At 69.4% G+C, this 19,232-nt stretch carries 22 protein-coding genes; 19 read left to right on the top strand and 3 right to left on the bottom strand.

The window, feature by feature from the left end; genetic code table 11:
- Nucleotides 1–21 precede the first annotated feature (21 nt).
- The 17 genes from rplF to ABKW26_RS07490 all read left to right on the top strand — a co-directional run bounded on the left by rplF (nt 22) and on the right by ABKW26_RS07490 (nt 14,627).
- On the top strand, nt 22–561 hold the full coding sequence (gene rplF / locus ABKW26_RS07570) for a 50S ribosomal protein L6 (RefSeq protein ID WP_348592344.1): 540 nt from the start codon (nt 22–24) through the stop codon (nt 559–561).
- 2 nt (nt 562–563) lie between these two features.
- Nucleotides 564–935 (top strand): 50S ribosomal protein L18, encoded by a 372-nt coding sequence (gene rplR, locus ABKW26_RS07565; RefSeq protein WP_348592342.1) that lies wholly within the window; start codon nt 564–566, stop codon nt 933–935.
- Between the two features lie 40 nt (nt 936–975).
- The gene (gene rpsE, locus ABKW26_RS07560; RefSeq protein WP_348592340.1) at nt 976–1,638 is read left to right on the top strand and encodes a 30S ribosomal protein S5; all 663 of its coding nucleotides are present in this window, start codon (nt 976–978) and stop codon (nt 1,636–1,638) included.
- Nucleotides 1,638–1,820, top strand: a complete 183-nt coding sequence (rpmD, locus tag ABKW26_RS07555) for a 50S ribosomal protein L30 (protein WP_348592434.1) — start codon at nt 1,638–1,640, stop codon at nt 1,818–1,820. The genes rpsE and rpmD overlap by 1 nt, the downstream gene beginning before the upstream one ends.
- 2 nt (nt 1,821–1,822) lie before the next feature.
- A complete protein-coding gene (rplO, locus tag ABKW26_RS07550) occupies nt 1,823–2,434 on the top strand; it encodes a 50S ribosomal protein L15 (protein ID WP_348592339.1) in 612 nt (203 codons plus the stop codon).
- Between the two features lie 203 nt (nt 2,435–2,637).
- Nucleotides 2,638–3,927 (top strand): preprotein translocase subunit SecY, encoded by a 1,290-nt coding sequence (secY, locus tag ABKW26_RS07545; RefSeq protein ID WP_348592338.1) that lies wholly within the window; start codon nt 2,638–2,640, stop codon nt 3,925–3,927.
- Complete coding sequence (locus ABKW26_RS07540) at nt 3,924–4,511, top strand: adenylate kinase (protein ID WP_348592337.1); 588 nt, start codon at nt 3,924–3,926, stop codon at nt 4,509–4,511. The genes secY and ABKW26_RS07540 overlap by 4 nt, the downstream gene beginning before the upstream one ends.
- 15 nt (nt 4,512–4,526) lie before the next feature.
- Nucleotides 4,527–5,357: a type I methionyl aminopeptidase gene (gene map, locus ABKW26_RS07535; protein ID WP_348592335.1), complete on the top strand. Its 831-nt coding sequence runs from the start codon at nt 4,527–4,529 to the stop codon at nt 5,355–5,357.
- A 129-nt stretch (nt 5,358–5,486) separates the two neighbouring features.
- Nucleotides 5,487–8,120, top strand: coding sequence for a LuxR C-terminal-related transcriptional regulator (locus tag ABKW26_RS07530; RefSeq protein ID WP_348592333.1), 2,634 nt, complete (start codon nt 5,487–5,489; stop codon nt 8,118–8,120).
- A gap of 206 nt (nt 8,121–8,326) precedes the next feature.
- Nucleotides 8,327–8,548 (top strand): translation initiation factor IF-1, encoded by a 222-nt coding sequence (gene infA, locus ABKW26_RS07525; RefSeq protein WP_012867920.1) that lies wholly within the window; start codon nt 8,327–8,329, stop codon nt 8,546–8,548.
- 80 nt (nt 8,549–8,628) lie between these two features.
- Nucleotides 8,629–8,742: a 50S ribosomal protein L36 gene (gene rpmJ, locus ABKW26_RS07520; protein ID WP_009740505.1), complete on the top strand. Its 114-nt coding sequence runs from the start codon at nt 8,629–8,631 to the stop codon at nt 8,740–8,742.
- 219 nt (nt 8,743–8,961) lie between these two features.
- The gene (rpsM, locus tag ABKW26_RS07515; RefSeq protein ID WP_348592328.1) at nt 8,962–9,336 is read left to right on the top strand and encodes a 30S ribosomal protein S13; all 375 of its coding nucleotides are present in this window, start codon (nt 8,962–8,964) and stop codon (nt 9,334–9,336) included.
- Between the two features lie 96 nt (nt 9,337–9,432).
- Nucleotides 9,433–9,840: a 30S ribosomal protein S11 gene (gene rpsK, locus ABKW26_RS07510; RefSeq protein WP_098455107.1), complete on the top strand. Its 408-nt coding sequence runs from the start codon at nt 9,433–9,435 to the stop codon at nt 9,838–9,840.
- A gap of 173 nt (nt 9,841–10,013) precedes the next feature.
- Entirely contained in the window at nt 10,014–11,018 is a 1,005-nt protein-coding gene (locus ABKW26_RS07505; protein ID WP_348592326.1) for a DNA-directed RNA polymerase subunit alpha, read from the top strand.
- Between the two features lie 56 nt (nt 11,019–11,074).
- Nucleotides 11,075–11,650, top strand: coding sequence for a 50S ribosomal protein L17 (rplQ, locus tag ABKW26_RS07500; RefSeq protein WP_348592324.1), 576 nt, complete (start codon nt 11,075–11,077; stop codon nt 11,648–11,650).
- A 194-nt stretch (nt 11,651–11,844) separates the two neighbouring features.
- On the top strand, nt 11,845–13,812 hold the full coding sequence (locus ABKW26_RS07495; protein WP_348592322.1) for a DUF6541 family protein: 1,968 nt from the start codon (nt 11,845–11,847) through the stop codon (nt 13,810–13,812).
- Nucleotides 13,812–14,627 (top strand): alpha/beta hydrolase, encoded by an 816-nt coding sequence (locus tag ABKW26_RS07490; RefSeq protein WP_348592320.1) that lies wholly within the window; start codon nt 13,812–13,814, stop codon nt 14,625–14,627. Before ABKW26_RS07495 ends, ABKW26_RS07490 begins: the two co-directional genes overlap by 1 nt.
- Here ABKW26_RS07490 and ABKW26_RS07485 read toward each other — a convergent pair.
- A complete protein-coding gene (locus ABKW26_RS07485) occupies nt 14,565–15,350 on the bottom strand; it encodes an ROK family protein (protein WP_348592318.1) in 786 nt (261 codons plus the stop codon). The genes ABKW26_RS07490 and ABKW26_RS07485 overlap by 63 nt on opposite strands.
- Nucleotides 15,351–15,381: 31 nt before the next feature.
- Here ABKW26_RS07485 and truA point away from each other — a divergent pair, with 31 nt between their 5' ends.
- Complete coding sequence (gene truA / locus ABKW26_RS07480) at nt 15,382–16,248, top strand: tRNA pseudouridine(38-40) synthase TruA (protein WP_348592316.1); 867 nt, start codon at nt 15,382–15,384, stop codon at nt 16,246–16,248.
- Between the two features lie 51 nt (nt 16,249–16,299).
- Here the strand turns inward: truA and ABKW26_RS07475 are convergent, their stop codons facing one another.
- Nucleotides 16,300–16,704, bottom strand: a complete 405-nt coding sequence (locus ABKW26_RS07475; RefSeq protein WP_348592314.1) for a DUF5709 domain-containing protein — start codon at nt 16,702–16,704, stop codon at nt 16,300–16,302.
- Nucleotides 16,705–16,799: 95 nt separating this feature from the next.
- On the opposite strand from ABKW26_RS07475, the gene ABKW26_RS07470 reads away from it, so the two are divergent.
- Nucleotides 16,800–18,494 carry an ATP-binding cassette domain-containing protein gene (locus ABKW26_RS07470; RefSeq protein ID WP_348592312.1) on the top strand — a complete coding sequence of 565 codons (1,695 nt, stop codon included), beginning with the start codon at nt 16,800–16,802 and terminating at the stop codon, nt 18,492–18,494.
- 56 nt (nt 18,495–18,550) lie between these two features.
- Here the strand turns inward: ABKW26_RS07470 and ABKW26_RS07465 are convergent, their stop codons facing one another.
- The gene (locus tag ABKW26_RS07465) at nt 18,551–19,207 is read right to left on the bottom strand and encodes a histidine phosphatase family protein (protein WP_348592310.1); all 657 of its coding nucleotides are present in this window, start codon (nt 19,205–19,207) and stop codon (nt 18,551–18,553) included.
- Between the last annotated feature and the right edge of the window lie 25 nt (nt 19,208–19,232).

The following is a 19,232-nucleotide window of genomic DNA, read 5'->3' as shown; positions in this document are numbered from 1 at the left end:
GAAGACGGAGAGGAGATAGCCATGTCCCGTATCGGCAAAGTCCCCGTCCCGGTTCCATCCGGAGTGGACGTCACCATCAGCGGTGCGCTCGTGACGATCAAGGGCCCGAAGGGCGCCCTTGAGCACGTCGTGCCCGCGCCCATCGAGGTTGCAGTCAACGAGGCGGGCGCGATCGTCGTCGCCCGCCCCAACGACGAGCGCGCCTCGCGTTCCCTGCACGGCCTCACCCGCACCCTCCTCGCGAACATCATCACCGGTGTGACCGAGGGCTACGAGAAGAAGCTCGAGATCGTCGGTACCGGTTACCGCGTCGCGGCGAAGGGCTCCGACCTGGAGTTCGCGCTCGGCTTCAGCCACCCCGTGGTCATCACGCCGCCGGAGGGCATCACCTTCGCTGTCGAAGGCCCGACCAAGTTCTCGGTCAGTGGCATCAGCAAGCAGCAGGTGGGCGAGGTCGCCGCGAACATCCGAAAGATCCGTAAGCCTGAGCCCTACAAGGGCAAGGGAGTGCGGTACGCCGGCGAGGTAGTCCGCCGCAAGGCCGGAAAGGCTGGTAAGTAACCATGGCTCTCAAGATCATGGGCAAGGGCAAGGCTGTTGCTCGCAAACGCCGCCACTTCCGCCTGCGCAAGAAGGTCTCGGGGACGGCCGTCAGGCCGCGCCTCGTGGTTACCCGGTCTGCTCGCCACATCACCGCTCAGGTGGTCGACGACACGGTCGGCAAGACCGTCGTGTCGGCCTCGACGCTCGAGACCGGCCTCCGCAGCGCGGAGGGCGACAAGAGCGCCAAGGCACGCAAGGTCGGCGAGCTCGTCGCCGAGCGCGCGAAGGCAGCAGGCATCGACGCGGTCGTGTTCGACCGCGGCGGTAACAAGTACCACGGCCGAGTGGCAGCAGTCGCCGACGGGGCCCGCGAAGGCGGTCTGTCCCTGTGATGACGCGAACCACTTCCGTTCCGAAGCAAAGGACTCTCTGATGGCTGCAGGGCAGCGCAGCACCACCGGCGCCCCCACGGGCGGCGCCACCACTGAGCAGAGCGACCGTCGTAACGACCGTCGCAGCGGTGGCGGACGCGGCGACGGTCGCCGTGACGCCCCGGAGAAGAACGCGTTCGTCGAGCGCGTCGTCACCATCAACCGCGTCGCCAAGGTCGTCAAGGGTGGCCGCCGCTTCAGCTTCACCGCGCTCGTCGTGGTGGGCGATGGTGACGGAACCGTCGGCGTCGGCTACGGCAAGGCCAAGGAAGTTCCCGCGGCCATCGCCAAGGGCGTCGAGGAAGCCAAGAAGAACTTCTTCAAGGTTCCTCGCATCCAGGGCACCATTCCGCACCCCATCACGGGTGAGGCTGCTGCCGGCGTCGTGTTCCTCCGTCCTGCAGCGCCGGGTACCGGTGTCATCGCCGGTGGACCGGTCCGCGCAGTGCTCGAGTGCGCCGGCATCCACGACGTGCTCTCGAAGTCGCTCGGGTCCACCAACTCGATCAACATCGTCCACGCGACGGTCGCGGCTCTCCGCGGCCTGGAGCTGCCGGAAGCGGTTGCTGCTCGTCGTGGGCTCCCGCTCGAGCACGTCGCTCCTGCCGCGCTCCTGCGTGCGCAGGCTGCTGGCCGGGCCGCTGCAGCAGGGGTAGGTGCATGATGGCCCGCCTCAAGGTGACCCAGCTCAAGTCCGCCATCGGCGGCAAGCAGAATCAGCGCGACACCCTGCGCACTCTCGGCCTCAAGCGGATCGGCGACACCGCCGTGAAGGAAGACCGCCCTGAGATCCGCGGGATGGTCGCCACGGTGGCACACCTCGTCGCCGTCGAGGAGGTCGAGTAAACATGGCTGAGAAGTCAGACAAGAAGAAGGAGTCAGCCGCAGTGACGGCTGACGCCCCCGCCAAGAAGGCCCCCGCCAAGAAGGCAGCAGCGAAGAAGGCTGCGCCTGAGGCTGCTGCTGAGACCAAGGCCCCCGCGGCCAAGGCCAAGACAGTCGCACCGCTCGGCGCGGGTGGCACCCTCAAGGTTCACCACCTCCGTCCCGCCCCCGGCGCCAAGACCGCGAAGACCCGTGTCGGTCGCGGTGAAGCGTCGAAGGGTAAGACGGCAGGACGCGGCACCAAGGGCCAGAAGGCCCGGTACCAGATTCCTGAGCGTTTCGAGGGTGGGCAGATGCCGCTCCACATGCGTCTGCCGAAGCTCCGTGGATTCAAGAACCCGTTCCGGACGGAGTACCAGGTCGTCAACCTGGACAAGCTCTCCGCCCTGTACCCCGACGGTGGTTCGGTCACGGTCGACGACCTGGTCGCCAAGGGTGCGGTTCGCAAGGGACAGCTCGTCAAGGTGCTCGGCACCGGCGAGATCACCGTCAAGCTCGAGATCGCGGTCGACGCGCTCTCCAGCTCTGCGAAGGACAAGATCCTCGCAGCAGGCGGATCTGTCTCCGAAGCCTGATGCAGTGATGTAGGGCCGGTCGCGCACAGCGCTACCGGCCCTACGCCTGTCTTCGGACAGATGAAGCAGCACGACGTACCCGGACCGATTCCCGCACATCGCCGTGGAGCGGATAAGGTACTTTGGGCGCCGGCTAACCGGTGCCTCCCAGGCGCCGGCTTGCCGGTGATGACAACGCCGCCTCGGCGGACCAGGAGGAATAGGTGCTCAGCGCATTTGCTCGGGCGTTCCGTACGCCTGACCTGCGGCGCAAGCTGCTGTTCACGATCTCGATCATGGCGCTCTTCCGTGTCGGGTCCTTCGTGCCATCACCCGGTGTCGACTACCAGAACGTCCAGCAGTGCGTCGCCAACGGCGGCGCCAGCGACATCCTCGGGCTCGTCAACCTCTTCAGCGGCGGGGCCCTGCTCCAGCTGTCGATCTTCGCGCTCGGGATCATGCCGTACATCACGGCGAGCATCATCGTGCAGCTGCTGCGAGTGGTCATCCCTCGCTTCGAGGCGCTGCACAAGGAAGGTCAGTCCGGTACTGCGAAGCTCACCCAGTACACGCGCTACCTGACGGTCGCTCTCGCCGTGCTCCAGGCGACGACCTACGTCACGATGGCTCGGACGGGCCAGCTGCTCCCGAACTGCGACGTCATCCCTGACGACAGCCTCATGGCGTCGATCCTCGTCGTCATCACGATGACCGCCGGGGCCGGAGCCATCATGTGGCTCGGCGAGCTCATCAGCGAGCGTGGCGTCGGCAACGGCATGTCGCTCCTCATCTTCACGTCGATCGCCGCGAGCTTCCCCCCCGCCCTCTGGGGCATCGCGGGTGGGAACGGCGGCCCGCAGAAGTTCACGATCGTCGTGCTCGTCAGCCTCCTCGTCATCGCGCTCGTCGTCTTCGTCGAGCAGTCGCAGCGCCGCATCCCGGTGCAGTACGCCAAGCGCATGGTCGGTCGCAAGATGTACGGCGGCTCGAGCACCTACATTCCGATCAAGATCAACATGGCCGGCGTCATCCCCGTGATCTTCGCGTCCTCCCTGCTCGCCGTCCCGGGCCTCATCGCCCAGTTCGCGAGCCCGGAGTCAGACTGGGTCCAGTGGGTCCAGCGCAACGTCGTCGACACCGGTGCTCCACTGCACATCGGCCTCTACGTGCTGCTCATCGTCTTCTTCTGCTTCTTCTACACGGCGATCACGTTCGACCCGGATGAGGTCGCGGACAACATGAAGAAGTACGGCGGCTTCGTGCCCGGCATCCGTGCCGGCCGCCCGACCGCCGAGTACCTCGACTACGTCATCACGCGCATCACCTCAGCAGGTGCGATCTACCTCGCGATCGTGGCACTCATCCCGACGCTCGCGTTCATCATCCTCGACGTCGGGACCAACATCCCGTTCGGCGGCACGTCGATCCTCATCATCGTCGGCGTCGGCCTCGAGACGGTGAAGCAGATCGACTCGCAGCTGCAGCAACGACACTACGAAGGGTTCCTGCGATGAGCGCCAAGCTCGTACTCCTCGGCCCGCCCGGAGCGGGCAAGGGCACCCAGGCTGTGCGCCTGGCCGACCGGCTCGGTGTCCAGGCCATCTCCACGGGCGACATCTTCCGCTCCAACATCACGGGTGGCACCGAGCTGGGCAAGCTCGTGCAGCAGTACACCGCGAAGGGTGAGCTCGTCCCGGACGAGGTCACCAACGCCATGGTGCGCGACACCCTCTCGACCATGGTCGCCGATGCTCCCGACGCTGGATTCATCCTCGACGGCTATCCGCGCAACGTCGCCCAGGTCATCGAGCTCGACGCGATCCTTGCGGACCTCGGCCTCGCGCTGGACGGTGCGGTGGAGATCGTGGCCGACGCGGACGTCGTCGTCGAGCGGCTTCTCAAGCGCGCCGAGATCGAGGGGCGTGTCGACGACACCGAGCCGGTCATCCGCCACCGACTGACCGTCTACGCGGACCAGACCGCACCGGTCTCGGCCGTCTACGGCGACCGTGGCTCGCTCGTCCAGGTCGACGGGATCGGAGAGGTCGACGCGGTCAGCGAGCGTCTCTTCTCCGCGTTGGCCGCCATCGTCCCCTAGCGCGACGGCACGCAGATGTTCGGGCGCGAGCGCATCGAGTACAAGACCGCAGACCAAGTCGGCCACATGCGGCGCGCGGGCCTCGTCGTCGCCGACACGCTCGCAGCGGTCCGTGAGGTCGCGGTTCCCGGTGTCACGACCGCGGAGCTGGACGCCGTCGCTTCCCGTGTCATCGCCGAAGCGGGAGCTCTGCCGTCCTTCCTCGGCTACCAGGGGTTCCCCGCGACCGTGTGCGTCTCAGTGAACGACGAGGTGATCCACGGGATACCTGGTGCTCGTCGGCTCGGATCCGGAGACGTCGTCTCGATCGACTGCGGAGCGATCGTCGACGGGTGGCACGCCGACTCGGCCGTCACCGTCGTCCTCGACGGTGGTGACCCCCGCGACGTCGCCCTGTCGACGACCGCTGAGGGAGCGATGTGGGCAGGCATCGCCGCCCTGGCCCGGTCCACGCGTCTGAACGACGTAGGGCGTGCGGTCGAGGCCGCCGTGCGGCGCTCCGAGGACCTCGACGACGTGCGCTACGGCATCGTCGAGGAGTATGTCGGCCACGGCATCGGTTCAGCGATGCACCAGGCGCCTGACGTCCTCAACTACAGCGTGCGCGAACGCGGCCCACGCCTCCGGCCCGGCATGTGCGTGGCCATCGAGCCGATGATCGTCCGCGGGGAGAACACGACGCACGTCTGCGAGGACGACTGGACCGTGGTGACCTCCGACGGCGGACGCGCTGCGCACTGGGAGCACTCGGTCGCGATCCTCGACGGCGGGGTGTTCGTGCTCACTGCCCACGACGGCGGGGCCGCGCGCCTCGCGGAGCTGGGTGTCCAAGTTCACCCACTCTGATCGTGCTGTCTGGAACGTCCGTGCGACAACGCCCTACCGCGGACGAGGTATCCAGCGTATATTCCAGAATCCGGGGCCACGCCCCGCGTCGGTGGCTTCGGGTTCGGTCGAGCACGGTGAGTTGGGGCGATGGCAGACTCTCAGATGGACCATGGTGCTCCTTCTGGCGCGACGACGTCCGCCCTCCTGCCACGCTCACCGTCGGTCTTCGTCGCGAAGGCCGACCTGCTCCGGTTCCTCGATCGCCGTGAGCCTCTGACCATCGTCCGAGGCCCGAGAGGGTTCGGCAAGACGAGCCTCGTCGCCCACTGGGCGCGTTCCCTCCCCGGGACGGCAGACGTCGTCTGGGTGTCGTGCCGGATGGCGCTCTTCGGGGAGGGGCGAGCACGGACGGTCTGGGAGGCGATCGGGGACGCGCTCTCTCGATCCGGTATCGCCGCCGAGCGGGTCCAGGCAGAGGCTGGTGCGAGTGCCCAGCTCGAGGCCGTGCTCCGGGAGCTCAAGCGTCCCCTCTGCCTCGTGCTCGACGACTTCCACCACGTCACCGACCCTGCCGTTGAGGCCGCGCTCGTGGAGCTCGTGCGCAAGTTCGAGTCGTTGAATCTCGTGGTCTGCCTGGGCCGTGTCGCAAGCATCGAGACGGTCCGAGCCGCCACGATCGACTCGGTGGTCATCCGACCGGCCGAGCTGCTCCTCACCGAGACCGAGACGAGCGAGGTCGCACGCAGGCTGGGACGGGAGCTCGCACCCGAGGACGTCCGTGCTCTGCACGCCGAGTCCGGCGGGTGGCCGGCGCTCGTGCGCGCCATCCTCTCGAACGGCGCGTCCACCCGTGGTGGCACAGCGGGAACTCTGGACCTGCGCGCGGGAGACCCGTTCCTCCGGTCCGTGTGGCAAGAGCTGGGCGACCGTCGGCTCCAGCGCGTGATCCTCCGGACTGCGCTGCTCGACGAGTTCACCGCGGAGGACGCTCGGTGGTGCTCGGGGATCGGCGACGTCGGTGAGCAGCTTGCGCACCTCTCGGCCGCGGGGATCCTCGTGAGCGACGGCACCGGTGAGCCGGCGGTGCACCACTACGTTCCGGCGGTGCGCCGCGCCTGTGTCGCCCTCCTCAAGACGCACGACCCACGGCAGTTCAAGGTTGCTTCCCGACGCGCCGCCGAGGTCTGCGTCGCACACGGCCGGACGGACGTCGCCCTGGGGCACCTCCTGCGGTCCGCGTCCTGGACCGAGGCCGCACAGCTCATCGACGTCCGATGGGTCGAGCTCGTCGCCGAGTTCCCCGAGGATGTCGCGGCAGCGGTCGAACGGATGCCCCGGGAGGTGCTCGAGCGGCACGCGCGACTGGTGATCGCCCGCGACCACCTGCTCCCGGTCGTGCGCAAGAACGACGCGGTCCACGTGGGAGACGGGGGGCTCGCCGGCTTCGACCCGTCGGACGTCGGACCGCGGACCCCGTGGGCGGGTGACGAGGTCTTCGCCCTCCCGGGGGTCGTCGACGCGATGGAGCAGAGCCTCGCACAGATCGCACTCCTGCGCATGACGGGGAACTTCTATGCCGCGAAGGAGGTGGCGGACCGCGACCACGACGCCGTGCTCGTCCGCGTGGACGAGCTGCACGACGACGTCAGGCAGGAGCTCGCTCCCGTCCTCCACGAGTGGGCGGTGACACGTCTGCTCGGGGCGGACCTGCCCGGCGCCCTCAGTGCGTTCCGGGAGGCGGTCGAGCTCGCGACCGCTCACGACCACCCCGAGATCGTCCGAGAGGCGTCGGTGGGAGCCGCGCTGGCGTGCGCGATGCTCGGCTATCTGCAACCCGCCGAGGAGTGGCTCGTCGCGGCCGACCGTGGCCAGACAGCGGCGAGCGCCGGGCCGTCGGACCGCATCGTCGACGCGGTCCGAGGCATCGTCGCGCTCGAGCGGGTCCAGATCGAGGGGCTGCGTGCCGCGCGCTCGTTCGACGTGCCGAAGGACATCGGAGAGTTCTGGGCGCTCGCGGTCATGATCCGGGCGCAGGTCGCGCTCGTCGACGGGACGCACTTCCAGATCCTCGGCGAGATCGAGGCAGCGAGGTCGCGGTCCGGGGGAGAGGGCACCCGCAGCCTCGGAGACGCCCTCCTCGTCTCGGCCTCGGTCGACCTGCACCTCGCGCTCGGGCACATCTCACGTGCTCGCCTCGCGATCAACGCCGTGACCCAGACCTACGAGGCCACCGGGCTGGCGAGGGCGCGGACCGAGTACCTCTCCGGGGAGTTCGCCAGGGCCAGCGAGGTCGCACTCCAGTGGTTGAGGACCCGGATCTACGCGCCGCGGCACCGTCTGGACTTCCTCGTCATCCTCGCGGCGTCCGAGCAGGCACGGGGTCGCCGGTACGAGGCGGCGGTCGCGCTCGACGAGGCTGTCGCGATCTCCGAGGCGACCGGGATCACGCGTGCCTTCCTCAAGGTGCCGCGGCGCGCGCTCCTCGACCTCGAGGTGGAGGTGCCGAGGATCCGCGTCATCCTCGAGCAGCCCGGGCTGGTCGAGACCGGAGAGCTCTTCCCGGCACCGACGATCAGCGCACAGCTGAGCGACCGGGAGCGTCAGGTGCTCGAGAGCCTGGCCCGGAACACCTCGCTCGCGGGTGTCGCGCGCTCGCTGTACCTCTCGTCGAACACGGTCAAGACCCACCTGCGGAGCATCTACCGCAAGCTCGGGACGCACTCGAGCGTGGAGACGGTGGAGCGCGCGTTCGAGCTCGGGATCATCGAACGACCGTCCTGACCGTCCTCCGTACCGGTGCGTCGTGGGCGGTCCGGGGGGAGCGTCGCCCATCTCACTTTCCGATTCGTCCTTCGATGCCGTAGGATGCTTCGTTGGGTGTGTAGTGCTCACGCATTCGCACCACTAATCCACGAAGCACCGATCGCACGTGACTGTGTGGCCGGACGCCGCGTGGGCTGTTTTCGTCACGAGAGTTAGCGGAGGATATGGCGAAGAAGGACGGTGTCATCGAGATCGAGGGCAGCGTGGTCGAGGCACTGCCGAACGCGATGTTTCGCGTGGAGCTGGCCAACGGTCACAAGGTACTCGCTCACATCTCGGGCAAGATGCGGCAGCACTACATCCGAATCCTCCCTGAGGACCGGGTAGTGGTCGAGCTGAGCCCGTACGACTTGTCCCGTGGCCGGATCGTCTACCGCTACAAGTAACCACCACTCGATCAACTGCTGCCTACCGCACCCGGCTCCCAGAGCCCCAGGTGTCGTCATGCGGCGGCGGAGGAACCACGATGAAGGTCAAGCCCAGCGTCAAGAAGATCTGCGACAAGTGCAAGGTGATCCGCCGGCACGGTCGCGTCATGGTCATCTGCGAGAACCTGCGGCACAAGCAGCGCCAGGGCTGAGACGTCCTGCGCGAGAGCGCCACATGTTCCACAGCATGATCAGTGCCCATCCGTCGGGCGAGAAGAACGGATGAGCACGACCAGCGCATCACCACCGGACCGTTCGGGAGGCACAGCCTCGTGCGACGGACCGTGAACCCTCGGTCGGAGGCCGGGGCTCGCAGCATGCGAGAGGTGAGGCGGTAGACCTCCGATGGCATTACAGGAGCCGGAAGGCACATGGCACGTCTTATCGGCGTCGACCTCCCCCGCGACAAGCGGCTCGAGGTTGCGCTCACATACATCTACGGCGTCGGCCGTACCCGCGCCCAGCAGACGCTGGCCGCCACCGGGCTCAGCCCGGACGTGCGCGTGAAGGACCTCGGCGACGCCGAGCTCGTCGCGCTGCGCGATCACCTCGAGGGAAACTTCAAGCTCGAGGGTGACCTCCGCCGTGAGGTCGCTGCTGACATCCGCCGCAAGGTTGAGATCGGCTGCTACGAAGGTCTGCGTCACCGCCGCGGGCTCCCGGTGCGCGGACAGCGCACCAAGACCAACGCTCGTACCCGCAAGGGCCCGAAGCGCACCGTGGCCGGCAAGAAGAAGGCCCGCTAGCAGCAGTAGTTCGCCTGGACCCACGACGCGTGCCCCGAGGGCACGCTCGCGAGCGTCCTGCGATCCGAAGACCTCAATCCAGGAGAGAAAAAGCACATGCCTCCCAAGACTCGCGGCGCACAGGGTGCCCGCAAGCCTCGCCGCAAAGACAAGAAGAATGTCGCAATCGGCCAGGCGCACATCAAGAGCACGTTCAACAACACCATCGTGTCGATCACGGACCCGTCCGGCGCCGTGATCTCCTGGGCCTCCTCCGGCCAGGTCGGCTTCAAGGGCTCGCGCAAGTCGACGCCGTTCGCGGCGCAGCTCGCAGCCGAGGCCGCCGCACGTCGTGCGCAGGAGCACGGCATGAAGAAGGTCGACGTCTTCGTCAAGGGCCCCGGCTCCGGTCGCGAGACCGCGATCCGCTCCCTCCAGGCCGCTGGCCTCGAGGTCGGCTCGATCCAGGACGTGACGCCGCAGGCTCACAACGGCTGCCGTCCCCCGAAGCGCCGCCGCGTCTGACCGCGATCGCCGCTGATGCTCGGTTGTGCCCGCGTCCCCTGGTGGGACGTGGGCACAACCCGGCTCTGCTGATCACCTCGACGTGATCGTGTACTGACCGCCCAGGCAAATCAGAGTCCGGGCGGACTCGTGATGCGTCATATAGCGGACGCACGCTGAAAGGAACCCCACCAGTGCTCATCGCACAGCGCCCCACCCTGACCGAAGAGGTCATCTCCGAGAGCCGTTCGCGCTTCTCCATCGAGCCTCTCGAGCCCGGCTTCGGCTACACGCTCGGCAACTCGATGCGACGCACGCTCCTCTCGTCGATCCCCGGCGCAGCCGTCACGTCCATCCGCATCGACGGTGTTCTCCACGAGTTCACCACGGTCCCGGGTGTGAAGGAAGACGTCACCGAGATCATCCTCAACATCAAGAACCTCGTCGTCTCCTCGGAGAACGACGAGCCCGTCGTGATGTACCTGCGCAAGCAGGGATCCGGTGTCGTCACGGCCGCGGACATCGTGCCGCCGGCCGGCGTCGAGGTGCACAACCCCGATCTCCACATCGCCACGCTCAACGACAAGGGCAAGCTGGAGATCGAGCTCACGGTCGAGCGCGGGCGCGGATACGTCTCCGCCCAGCAGAACAAGTCCTTCGACTCCGAGATCGGCCGGGTCCCCGTCGACTCGATCTACTCCCCGGTGCTCAAGGTCACGTACAAGGTCGAGGCGACGCGAGTCGAGCAGCGCACCGACTTCGACAAGCTCATCGTCGACGTCGAGACGAAGCAGGCCATCAGCCCGCGTGACGCGCTCGCGTCCGCAGGCAAGACCCTCGTCGAGCTGTTCGGCCTCGCCCGTGAGCTCAACGTCGAGGCCGAAGGCATCGAGATCGGCCCGTCGCCGACCGACGCCGCCCTCGCAGCAGACCTCGCTCTTCCCATCGAGGAGCTGCAGCTGACGATCCGCTCGTACAACTGCCTCAAGCGCGAGGGCATCCACGCCGTCGGCGAGCTCGTCGCTCGCAGCGAGGCCGACCTCCTCGACATCCGGAACTTCGGCGCGAAGTCCATCAACGAGGTGAAGGAGAAGCTCGCTGAGCTCGGCCTCTCCCTCAAGGACTCACCGCTGGACTTCGACCCGTCGACCGCCGACTACTACGACGGCGACGACACGGAAGACGAGCAGTACAACTGACTTCTGTGCTGACCGGGTCGCCGGACAGCTCGACCAATTCCTAAGGAGCAACAACAATGCCTACCCCAGCAAAGGGTGCGCGGCTCGGCGGTAGCCCGGCTCACGAGCGCCTCATCCTCAGCAACCTGGTGACCAGCCTCTTCGAGCACGGTCGGATCACGACCACGGCGACGAAGGCCAAGCGCCTCCAGCCGCTCGCCGACCGCCTCATCTCGAAGGCGAAGCGCGGCGACCTGCACTCGATCCGCCAGATCGCGAAGGTCGTGCACAACAAGACGCCGCGTCGTCCGGACGAGCCCGGTGACGCGAACACCATCCTGCACCGCCTCGTCACGGAGATCGCCCCCGCCGTCGCCGAGCGCCAGGGTGGCTACACGCGTATCACGAAGGTCGGCAACCGCAAGGGCGACAACGCCCCCATGGCCGTCATCGAGCTCGTCCTCGAGCCGTTGAGCCCGAAGCAGGCTGTCGTGCGCGAGGCCGAGAAGGCCGCGAAGAAGAGCGCGCCGAAGTCGTCGAAGACGGAGAAGGCCGCCTCGGAGAAGTCCGAGAAGGCTGCACCCGCGGACGAGGTCGTCGCTGACGAGACCGCGGAGAGCACCACCGCAGACAAGTCCTCCACGGAGGACTGAGACGGCTCCTGGCCGACCGCCAGGATCCCCTCCCGAGGGCCCGGCTCTGAGACAACCTCTCAGGCCGGGCCCTCGTGCGTCCCGCGGCTGCTAGCGTCGACCCGGTCGACCGGGTCGACATCGTGGTCGAGAGGCCGTCGTCGAGATGAACGGGGGAACGAGCAGTGGCGTGGTGGGGTCAGTCGCTGCTGTTCGTGGCGTTCGCTCTGGTGCTGTTCACGCCGGGGACGGTCGTCCTCCGGCTCCTCGGCGCACGCGGGATGCTTGCGCTCGGCGCTGCGCCAGCCCTCTCCTGCGCGTTCTATGCCGTGCTCGCCCCGGTGCTCGCGGCCGCAGGCATCGCTTGGGGTCCGGCGACGGTGGGGGCTGCCGTGCTCGCTCTGGCGCTCGTCGTCCTCGGTTGTCGGAGGCTCGTCCGGAGCACCAGGCATGCCGGGTCGGACGCTGTGGGCCCGCCTCCGTGGCTCGGGACGGGAGCTGTGGACGCGCTCCTCGCGCATCGCACGGGGGTCGTCGTGGCGCTGGTCGTTGGCTCGCTCGTCGCCGTCGTGCCGATGGCGATCGGGATGGGAAGCCCGGGAGCGCCTCTCCAGCAGTGGGACGCGGTGTTCCACCTCAACGGTGTCGCCTTCATCCGTGAGACCGGGGACGCGAGCAGCGTCGACGGTCTGTACGGGGCCGGTCGCTCGGTGTACTACCCGACCGTCTGGCACTCGATGGTCGCCCTCGTGCCGGGTGACCTCGTCGCTGCGCCCGCAGACGCGATCACCTCGGTTGCGAACGCGTCGACGCTCGTCATGGGCTCCGTCGCCTGGCTGGCCGGCCTCGGCGCGTTCGGCGCGGCGTGCTTCCCGCGTCGTCCGGCGATCACGGTCCTCGTCGTCGCCGTCGGCGGCGCGTTCTCGATGTTCCCGACGGTGCTCCTCAGCACGCTCGCACAGTGGCCCAACGGTCTCTCGGTCATGCTCGTCCCGGGTGCTGCGGCGCTCTGGGTCGTCCTCTTGCGCAGCGCCCCGGGGCAGCGCGTCGTGCTCTTCGTGGCATCGTTTGCAGCGCTCGTCGGTGTGGGCAGCGCGCACGGCAGCGGTGTCGTGGGCCTCGCTGTGATCGTCGGTCCGCTGGCACTCGCGGTCGCCGGGCGGTCCGTCCGGCACGCGTGGACCACCGGTCGTCGGCGGGCGGTCTCGATCGTCGGGGCAGCGGTGCTCGTGGTCGGGGGAGTGGCGACACTCCTGGTGCTCCGGTCCTCGGTCCTCCAGGTCCTCTTCAACTTCGAGCGGCTCCCGCAGCGCGGGTATGGGCCTTCCGTCGGGCGGACGCTGCTCGACATGGTCCTCAGTCCGTGGCCGGGCAACGTTGTCGTGAGCCTGGCGGTCGTCGTCGGGGCCGTCGTGCTCCTGCGCACCCGGGACCAGCGGTGGCTGCTCGTGTCCGCAGCGGCCGTCATCGTGCTCGTCGCCCTCGCTGCAGGCCCCTCGACGCCGCTGCGTGCCCTCACCGGCATCTGGTACACGCAGGCGGCACGGATCGAGGCGCTCTACCCCGTCGTCGCTGCCGTGCTCGCTGCGGTGGGCCTCGCACACCTGGGCGGCGCCCTGTCGGACGCGGCCGCCCGTCGGTCCCCGGCTCGCCTCGGGCAGCTCAGCGCGCAGCGGTGCGCAGCCGCGCTCGTGGTGCTCGCTCTCGTGGCATCTCTCGGCTTCCAGGCACCTGGACGGGCAGACCGCTTCGCGCAGGCGTACGACCCCGCGCAGATCCGGTGGGGGACCATGCTCAGCACCGAGGAGCTCGCCCTCGTGCGTGACCTGCGGTCGCTCGTCCCGCAGGGGGCCCTGGTTCTCGGCGACCCGCACAACGGCGCGGCGTTCGCGTTCGCGATGGGCGGCAGGCACGTGGTGCTGCCTCAGCTCGGGACGAGCGCGATGGACGAGTCGCAGGCCTATCTGCGCGCGCACTTCCGCGATATCGCGAGCGACCCTGAGGTGTGCCGGCACGTCGAGGAGCTCGGGGTCACGCACTTCTACGAGGACCGGGCGGGTGCGTCCGACGGGGCGAAGGTCGATCCGGAGTCGCCCGGGCTCCGGGACGTCGACACGAGCGAGGGCTTCACCGTCGTGGCGAGAGCCGGTACCGCGACCCTCTGGACCATCGAGGCCTGCTGATGACGACGGTCGGGGTCGTCCTCGTGCACAGCGTCCGCACGTCGCGGACCATGTGGCGCGCCCAGCTCGAGACGCTCAAGGCGGCGGGGATCCCGACGCTGGCGATCGACCTGCCGGGTCACGGGACGAGGATCGGCGAGCCGTTCACGCTCGACGAGGCGTACGCGACCATCGATGCTGCCGTCGATGCTCTCGGAGGCCGCGCCGTGGTCGTGGGGATGTCTCTCGGCGGCTATCTGTCCATCGGGTACACGTCTCGGCACCCAGAGAAGGTCCTCTCCCTCGTCGCCGCAGGCTGCAGCACGACGACCCGGTCGACCCTGCGCACGGGGTGGCTGCGGCTGGCTCGCCGGATCGAGGCGAGCGGCGACTCCGGAGAACGGCTCAACTCCTTCATGGTGCGGAGCACGCTGTCGGCGGCCGGAGCGCAGGATGTGGCGGCAGGCGGGTTCGCCCTCGGGGTGATGACCGACGCGCTCACCGCGATGGGCGATCTCGACCCGATCGAGGCGTTGCGGGCGGTGCGGTGCCCGGTGCGGATCGTCAACGGCCGCTTCGACCACTTCCGCAGCCAGGAGCGTGCGTTCCTCGCCGCTGCGCGCGCGAGCGGCCAGCCGGCCTGGCTCGTCGTCGTCCCGCGGGCGATGCACCTCGTCAGCCTGGATGCGCCCGTCGCGTTCTCGCGGGTCGTCCTCGAGGCTGTCGACGAGGTCGGGGTACGGCTGGCCGGTGGCCGGCCCGTCCGCCCGGCCTCAGCGCGCGGTTCCGGACTCGAGGAGGCCCCAGGCGCGCGCCCCTCCGACGAGCGCGGCTGAGTTGGGGACCACGACGACATCGTCGCCGAGCCGGTCGAGGACGACTGCGGTGATCCGACGGGAGTTCCCACCGCCGAGATAGAGCCGGTCCCAGAGGAAGACCGGTCGCAGCCCGTCGACGACGCGGGCGACCCGGCGCGACCAGAGGCCGTCGCCGAGCCGACGACGCTCGGGCTCGCCGATGTACTCGTCGTACGTGGTCCCGCGGCGGACCGGCGCGTGCGACAGCTCGAGGTGGGGCGCGATGCGACCACCGTCGAAGTGGGCCGACCCGAGGCCCGTCCCCAGCGTCAGGACGAGCTCGAGGCCCGTCCCGGCGACGACGCCGGCCCCGTGGACCTCTGCGTCGTTGAGGACGAGCGTCGGGACCCCCAGCCGTGCGCTCAGGGCGGCGTGCATGTCGAAGCCGGCCCACCTCTCGGCGAGCTCGGGGTCCACCCGTGACCGAGGGCCGGACCGGGTGATGTAGTGCGGCGTGTGGATGACGACGCCGTGGCGGACCATCCCGGGCATGCCCAGCGTCAGGCGGGTGGCCTGGGGGAGGTCGCGCGCCAGCTCGGCGACACAGTCCACGAGCCGCTCGGGCGGGAGCGGGTAGGGCGTCTGGACGCGGACCGCGGGTGCGTGCGCCGTCCCCGCGTCGTCGAGCACGGCTGCCTTGATGCCGCCTCCGCCGCAGTCGACGGAGAGCGTGAGGTTCTCGGGGGAGGGAGGCTGCACCATTCCTTGCACACTAGTGCGAGATGATGGGGTCGTGATCCGGATCCGCCTCGACATCGCCTACCGCGGCACCGACTTCGCAGGATGGGCCGTCCAGCCCGGTCTGCGGACCGTCCAGGGAGTTCTCGAGGAAGGACTGAGCCGGGTCCTGAGGATCCCCCCGCCGCGCGTCGCGGTGGCCGGCCGGACCGACTCCGGGGTGCACTCGCGGGGGCAGACGGTGCACGTCGACCTCACGCCCGCCGTCTGGGCCTCCGTGCCGGGCCAGTCGGCGCGGACACCGGCGCAGGCGCTCATCAGCCGGCTCAACGGGGTGCTGCCGGACGACCTCGTGGTGCATCGCGTCCGGGAGGCACCGCCCGGGTTCGACGCACGGTTCGGCGCGCTGCTGCGCAGGTACTCGTACCGCATCGCCGACAGCTTCGAGCTGCACGACCCGTTGCGCCGCGAGTGGACGCTGTGGCTGCGCCACGAGCTCGACGTCGATGCCATGCACGCCGCGATGCAGCCGCTCCTGGGCATCCGCGACTTCGCCGCCTTCTGCCGACCGCGGCCCGGGGCGACGACGATCCGTCACCTGCAGGAGCTCAGCTGGACACGGGTCGCCGACGGCCCGGACGCCGGTCTCGTCGTCGCCCGCGTCCAGGCGGACGCCTTCTGCCACAACATGGTCCGCGCTCTCGTCGGCGCGTCGCTCACGGTAGGGCAAGGACGCCGTCCGGTGACCTGGCCGGCCGAGGTGCTCGCCCGCGGGCAGCGTGACCCGCTGGCAGCGGTCGTGCCCGGGCACGGTCTGGTGCTCGAGGAGGTCCACTACCCGCCGGACGAGGAGCTCGCCGAGCACGCCGACCGCGTCCGCGCTCGACGGATGGACGAGCACGTGTGGGAGCCTCACGGCTGACCGACCGTGCGGTCGAGCCGTCCGGATCCGGGGCGTGCGTGGACCGTCAGGTCACGGTTCGTCGACCACGTGCACGGCAGCCTCTTCGGCGCTCGCGCTGTTGGCGTCCATCGCGACCGCGTCCGCGAAGGTGTCGTTCGCCTGTCCGTCGAGAGTGTCCGCGTCCGAGACCAGCCGACCTGCGAGGTCGGGCTGGCGGCGACCCTCCTCGGCCTGCTCCCAGACCTCGGGCGTCTCCTCCGCGAGGCGCTGGTCGAGCGACTCGCCGTGCTCCTCCTCCCACGGCGTCTCGCCGAAGTGGTTCGGGCGCGGGGTCTCCGGCGGCGCGTACGGCTCGTCCAGCTTGTCGTCGTCCGATCCCGCAGCGAAGAGCGTGTCCTCGCCCGGGAGCTGGTTGGAGTCGCCCTCCGTACCGAGTGCGTTGTCTGTCGAGGTTGCTGGGGTGTCTTCGCTCATACCTCCACAGTCGCACCGGCTGCGCCGGCACGCATGCCGAGCGGTCGCAGAGAAAGGGTTCGCCCCCGTCGGCCACCACGCGGCACACTGGACCCGTGGGCCACATCGACATCAACGACATCAGCTACTTCCTCCCCGACGGACGGCCCCTCCTCGCGGGGGTGAACCTGCGCGTCGGTGAGGGTGCGAAGGTCGCCCTCGTCGGGCCCAACGGGGTGGGCAAGACGACGCTCATGCGGATCGTCGCCGGGGACCTCGCCCCGCACGACGGCCGGGTGACGCGCAGCGGCGGCCTCGGGATCATGCGCCAGTTCGTCGGCCGCATCGACGACGACCGCACGATCCGCGACGTGCTCGTCGACCTCGCGCCGCCGGCGGTCCGCGATGCCGGGACCGAGCTGGCGGCCGCCGAGCTGGCGATGATGACGCTCGAGGACGAGCCCACCCAGATGCGCTACGCGCAGGCGCTCGCGGACTGGGCGGACGCGCGGGGCTACGAGGCGGAGAACGACTGGGATCACGTGACCGACGAGGTCCTGTCGATCCCCTTCGAGCAAGCGCAGTGGCGCGAGGTGCGGACCCTGTCCGGCGGTGAGCAGAAGCGTCTCGTCCTCACCGCTCTCCTGCGGGGCACGGAGGAGGTGCTCCTGCTCGACGAGCCGGACAACTACCTCGACGTCCCGACGAAGCGATGGCTCGAGCAGCAGCTCGCCGCGTCGCCGAAGACGGCCCTGTTCATCTCGCACGACCGCGAGCTGCTCTCTCGGACCGCGACGCAGGTGGCGAGTATCGAGCCCGGTGCGTCCGGCGGTTCGATCTGGGTCCACGGCGGTGGGTTCGCCACGTACGCCGCGGCGCGTGACGACCGGATGAACCGGCTCGAGGAGATGCGACGTCGCTGGGACGAGGAGCACGTCAAGCTCAAGGAGCTGGTCAACAGCCTGAAGAACAAGTCGGCCTTCAACGACGGCCTCGCGAGCCGGTACCAGGCGGCGCAGACCCGTCTGCGCAAGTTCGAGGAGGCCGGGCCGCCGGAGGTCGTGGCCCGGGAGCAGAACGTCCGGGTCCGGCTCACCGGCGGACGGACCGCGAAGCGGGCGGTCGTCGCGGAGAGGCTCGAGCTCACCGGCCTCATGAAGCCCTTCGACACCGAGATCTGGTTCGGCGACCGGGTCGCGGTCCTCGGCTCCAACGGGTCCGGCAAGTCGCACTTCATGCGGCTGCTCGCCGCCGGGGGCTCGGACCCGGACCCCGCGGACCACGCTCCCGTCCCCGACGGGGAGGCGTCGGTCGTCGGGCACGTGTCCCACACCGGGCGGGTCACGCTCGGTTCGCGCGTGCGACCGGGATGGTTCGCGCAGAACCATGCACACCCGGAGTTCGACGGACGGACCTTGCTCGACATCCTCCACCGCGGGGAGGGTGCGCGGGACGGCATGAGTCGTGAGCCCGCGAGCAAGGCCCTCGACCGCTACGAGCTCGCAGGGCAGGCGGAGCAGCGCTTCGAGACGTTGTCCGGCGGGCAGCAGGCCCGGTTCCAGATCCTCCTGCTCGAGCTCGGCGGGGCAACGCTCCTCCTGCTCGACGAACCGACGGACAACCTCGACCTGCACTCGGCGGAGGCGCTCGAGGCGGGTCTTGCACAGTTCGAGGGGACCGTCGTCGCCGTGACGCACGACCGCTGGTTCGCTCGCGGGTTCGACAGGTTCCTCGTCTTCGGCAGCGACGGCGCGGTGCGCCAGAGCGACGAACCCGTGTGGGACTCGGCCCGCGTCGAGCGCGCTCGCTGAGCACACCCCGCCGCTGAGCACGCCCCGCCGTGGGGCTCGCTCAGCGGCGGTCGGTCTCAGGCAGGGACGGGGGCCGGCCGCGCAGCGACCGACCCGTGGCCCGCGACGTCCACGCCTGCAGAGAGGATGCGGGCTGCACCGTCCCGCACCTCGACCGTCGAGACCGACGCGTTCGGCAGAGCGACCAGCCCGGCCGGGTCGACGAGTGCGAGGTAGGCGCCGAGGGTGAGGCCGTGCCCGACCACGAGGACCTGCTGCCCCTCGTGGGCCGCGAGGATGCGCTCGAAGACGGCCCGGACACGGCCCATGAAGTGTGCACCGGACTCGCCGCCGGGGAGGCCGGGGTGGGTACCGCCGAGCACGGCAGCGATGAGCTCGGCCCACGGCTGGACGGCGTCGAGCTCGTGCTCCGGCCGGCGCTCGTAGGTGCCGAAGGAGAACTCGCGGAGGTCGGTGTCGGTCCGTAGCGCGAGCCGGGGGTGGTGGCGGACGAGCTCTTCCGCCGTGGTCACCGCGCGACCCTGCGGTGAGGTGTAGGCGGCGTCGAAGGTCGAGGTCGACAGGTGCTGGGCGGTCACCCGGATGCCGGCGTGACCGGACGGGGTGAGCGCGGAGTCGCACCTGCCTTGCAGCATGCGGAGCGCGTTGAGGTGGGTCTGCCCGTGGCGGACCAGGGTGAGGGTCGTCGTCGGTGCGACCTGTGCGGTGTCCATGGGCTCCACGCTAGGCAGCCGGTCG

The sequence above is a fragment of the Sanguibacter sp. 25GB23B1 genome (assembly GCF_040012415.1).
Classification (GTDB): domain Bacteria; phylum Actinomycetota; class Actinomycetes; order Actinomycetales; family Cellulomonadaceae; genus Sanguibacter.
This window is presented reverse-complemented; position numbering and strand designations above follow the sequence as displayed.

What these genes read in the sequence shown, in the direction of transcription:
- ABKW26_RS07465 (WP_348592310.1), bottom strand. Translation starts at nt 19,207, where the DNA reads ATGGACACCGCACAGGTCGCACCGACGACGACCCTCACCCTGGTCCGC.
- ABKW26_RS07540 (WP_348592337.1), top strand. Translation starts at nt 3,924, where the DNA reads ATGAGCGCCAAGCTCGTACTCCTCGGCCCGCCCGGAGCGGGCAAGGGC.
- ABKW26_RS07530 (WP_348592333.1), top strand. Translation starts at nt 5,487, where the DNA reads ATGGCAGACTCTCAGATGGACCATGGTGCTCCTTCTGGCGCGACGACG.
- rpsE (WP_348592340.1), top strand. Translation starts at nt 976, where the DNA reads ATGGCTGCAGGGCAGCGCAGCACCACCGGCGCCCCCACGGGCGGCGCC.
- rpmJ (WP_009740505.1), top strand. Translation starts at nt 8,629, where the DNA reads ATGAAGGTCAAGCCCAGCGTCAAGAAGATCTGCGACAAGTGCAAGGTG.
- rpsK (WP_098455107.1), top strand. Translation starts at nt 9,433, where the DNA reads ATGCCTCCCAAGACTCGCGGCGCACAGGGTGCCCGCAAGCCTCGCCGC.
- map (WP_348592335.1), top strand. Translation starts at nt 4,527, where the DNA reads ATGTTCGGGCGCGAGCGCATCGAGTACAAGACCGCAGACCAAGTCGGC.
- rplF (WP_348592344.1), top strand. Translation starts at nt 22, where the DNA reads ATGTCCCGTATCGGCAAAGTCCCCGTCCCGGTTCCATCCGGAGTGGAC.
- rplO (WP_348592339.1), top strand. Translation starts at nt 1,823, where the DNA reads ATGGCTGAGAAGTCAGACAAGAAGAAGGAGTCAGCCGCAGTGACGGCT.
- rplQ (WP_348592324.1), top strand. Translation starts at nt 11,075, where the DNA reads ATGCCTACCCCAGCAAAGGGTGCGCGGCTCGGCGGTAGCCCGGCTCAC.
- ABKW26_RS07475 (WP_348592314.1), bottom strand. Translation starts at nt 16,704, where the DNA reads ATGAGCGAAGACACCCCAGCAACCTCGACAGACAACGCACTCGGTACG.
- rpsM (WP_348592328.1), top strand. Translation starts at nt 8,962, where the DNA reads ATGGCACGTCTTATCGGCGTCGACCTCCCCCGCGACAAGCGGCTCGAG.
- ABKW26_RS07485 (WP_348592318.1), bottom strand. Translation starts at nt 15,350, where the DNA reads ATGGTGCAGCCTCCCTCCCCCGAGAACCTCACGCTCTCCGTCGACTGC.
- rpmD (WP_348592434.1), top strand. Translation starts at nt 1,638, where the DNA reads ATGGCCCGCCTCAAGGTGACCCAGCTCAAGTCCGCCATCGGCGGCAAG.
- infA (WP_012867920.1), top strand. Translation starts at nt 8,327, where the DNA reads ATGGCGAAGAAGGACGGTGTCATCGAGATCGAGGGCAGCGTGGTCGAG.
- ABKW26_RS07490 (WP_348592320.1), top strand. Translation starts at nt 13,812, where the DNA reads ATGACGACGGTCGGGGTCGTCCTCGTGCACAGCGTCCGCACGTCGCGG.
- rplR (WP_348592342.1), top strand. Translation starts at nt 564, where the DNA reads ATGGCTCTCAAGATCATGGGCAAGGGCAAGGCTGTTGCTCGCAAACGC.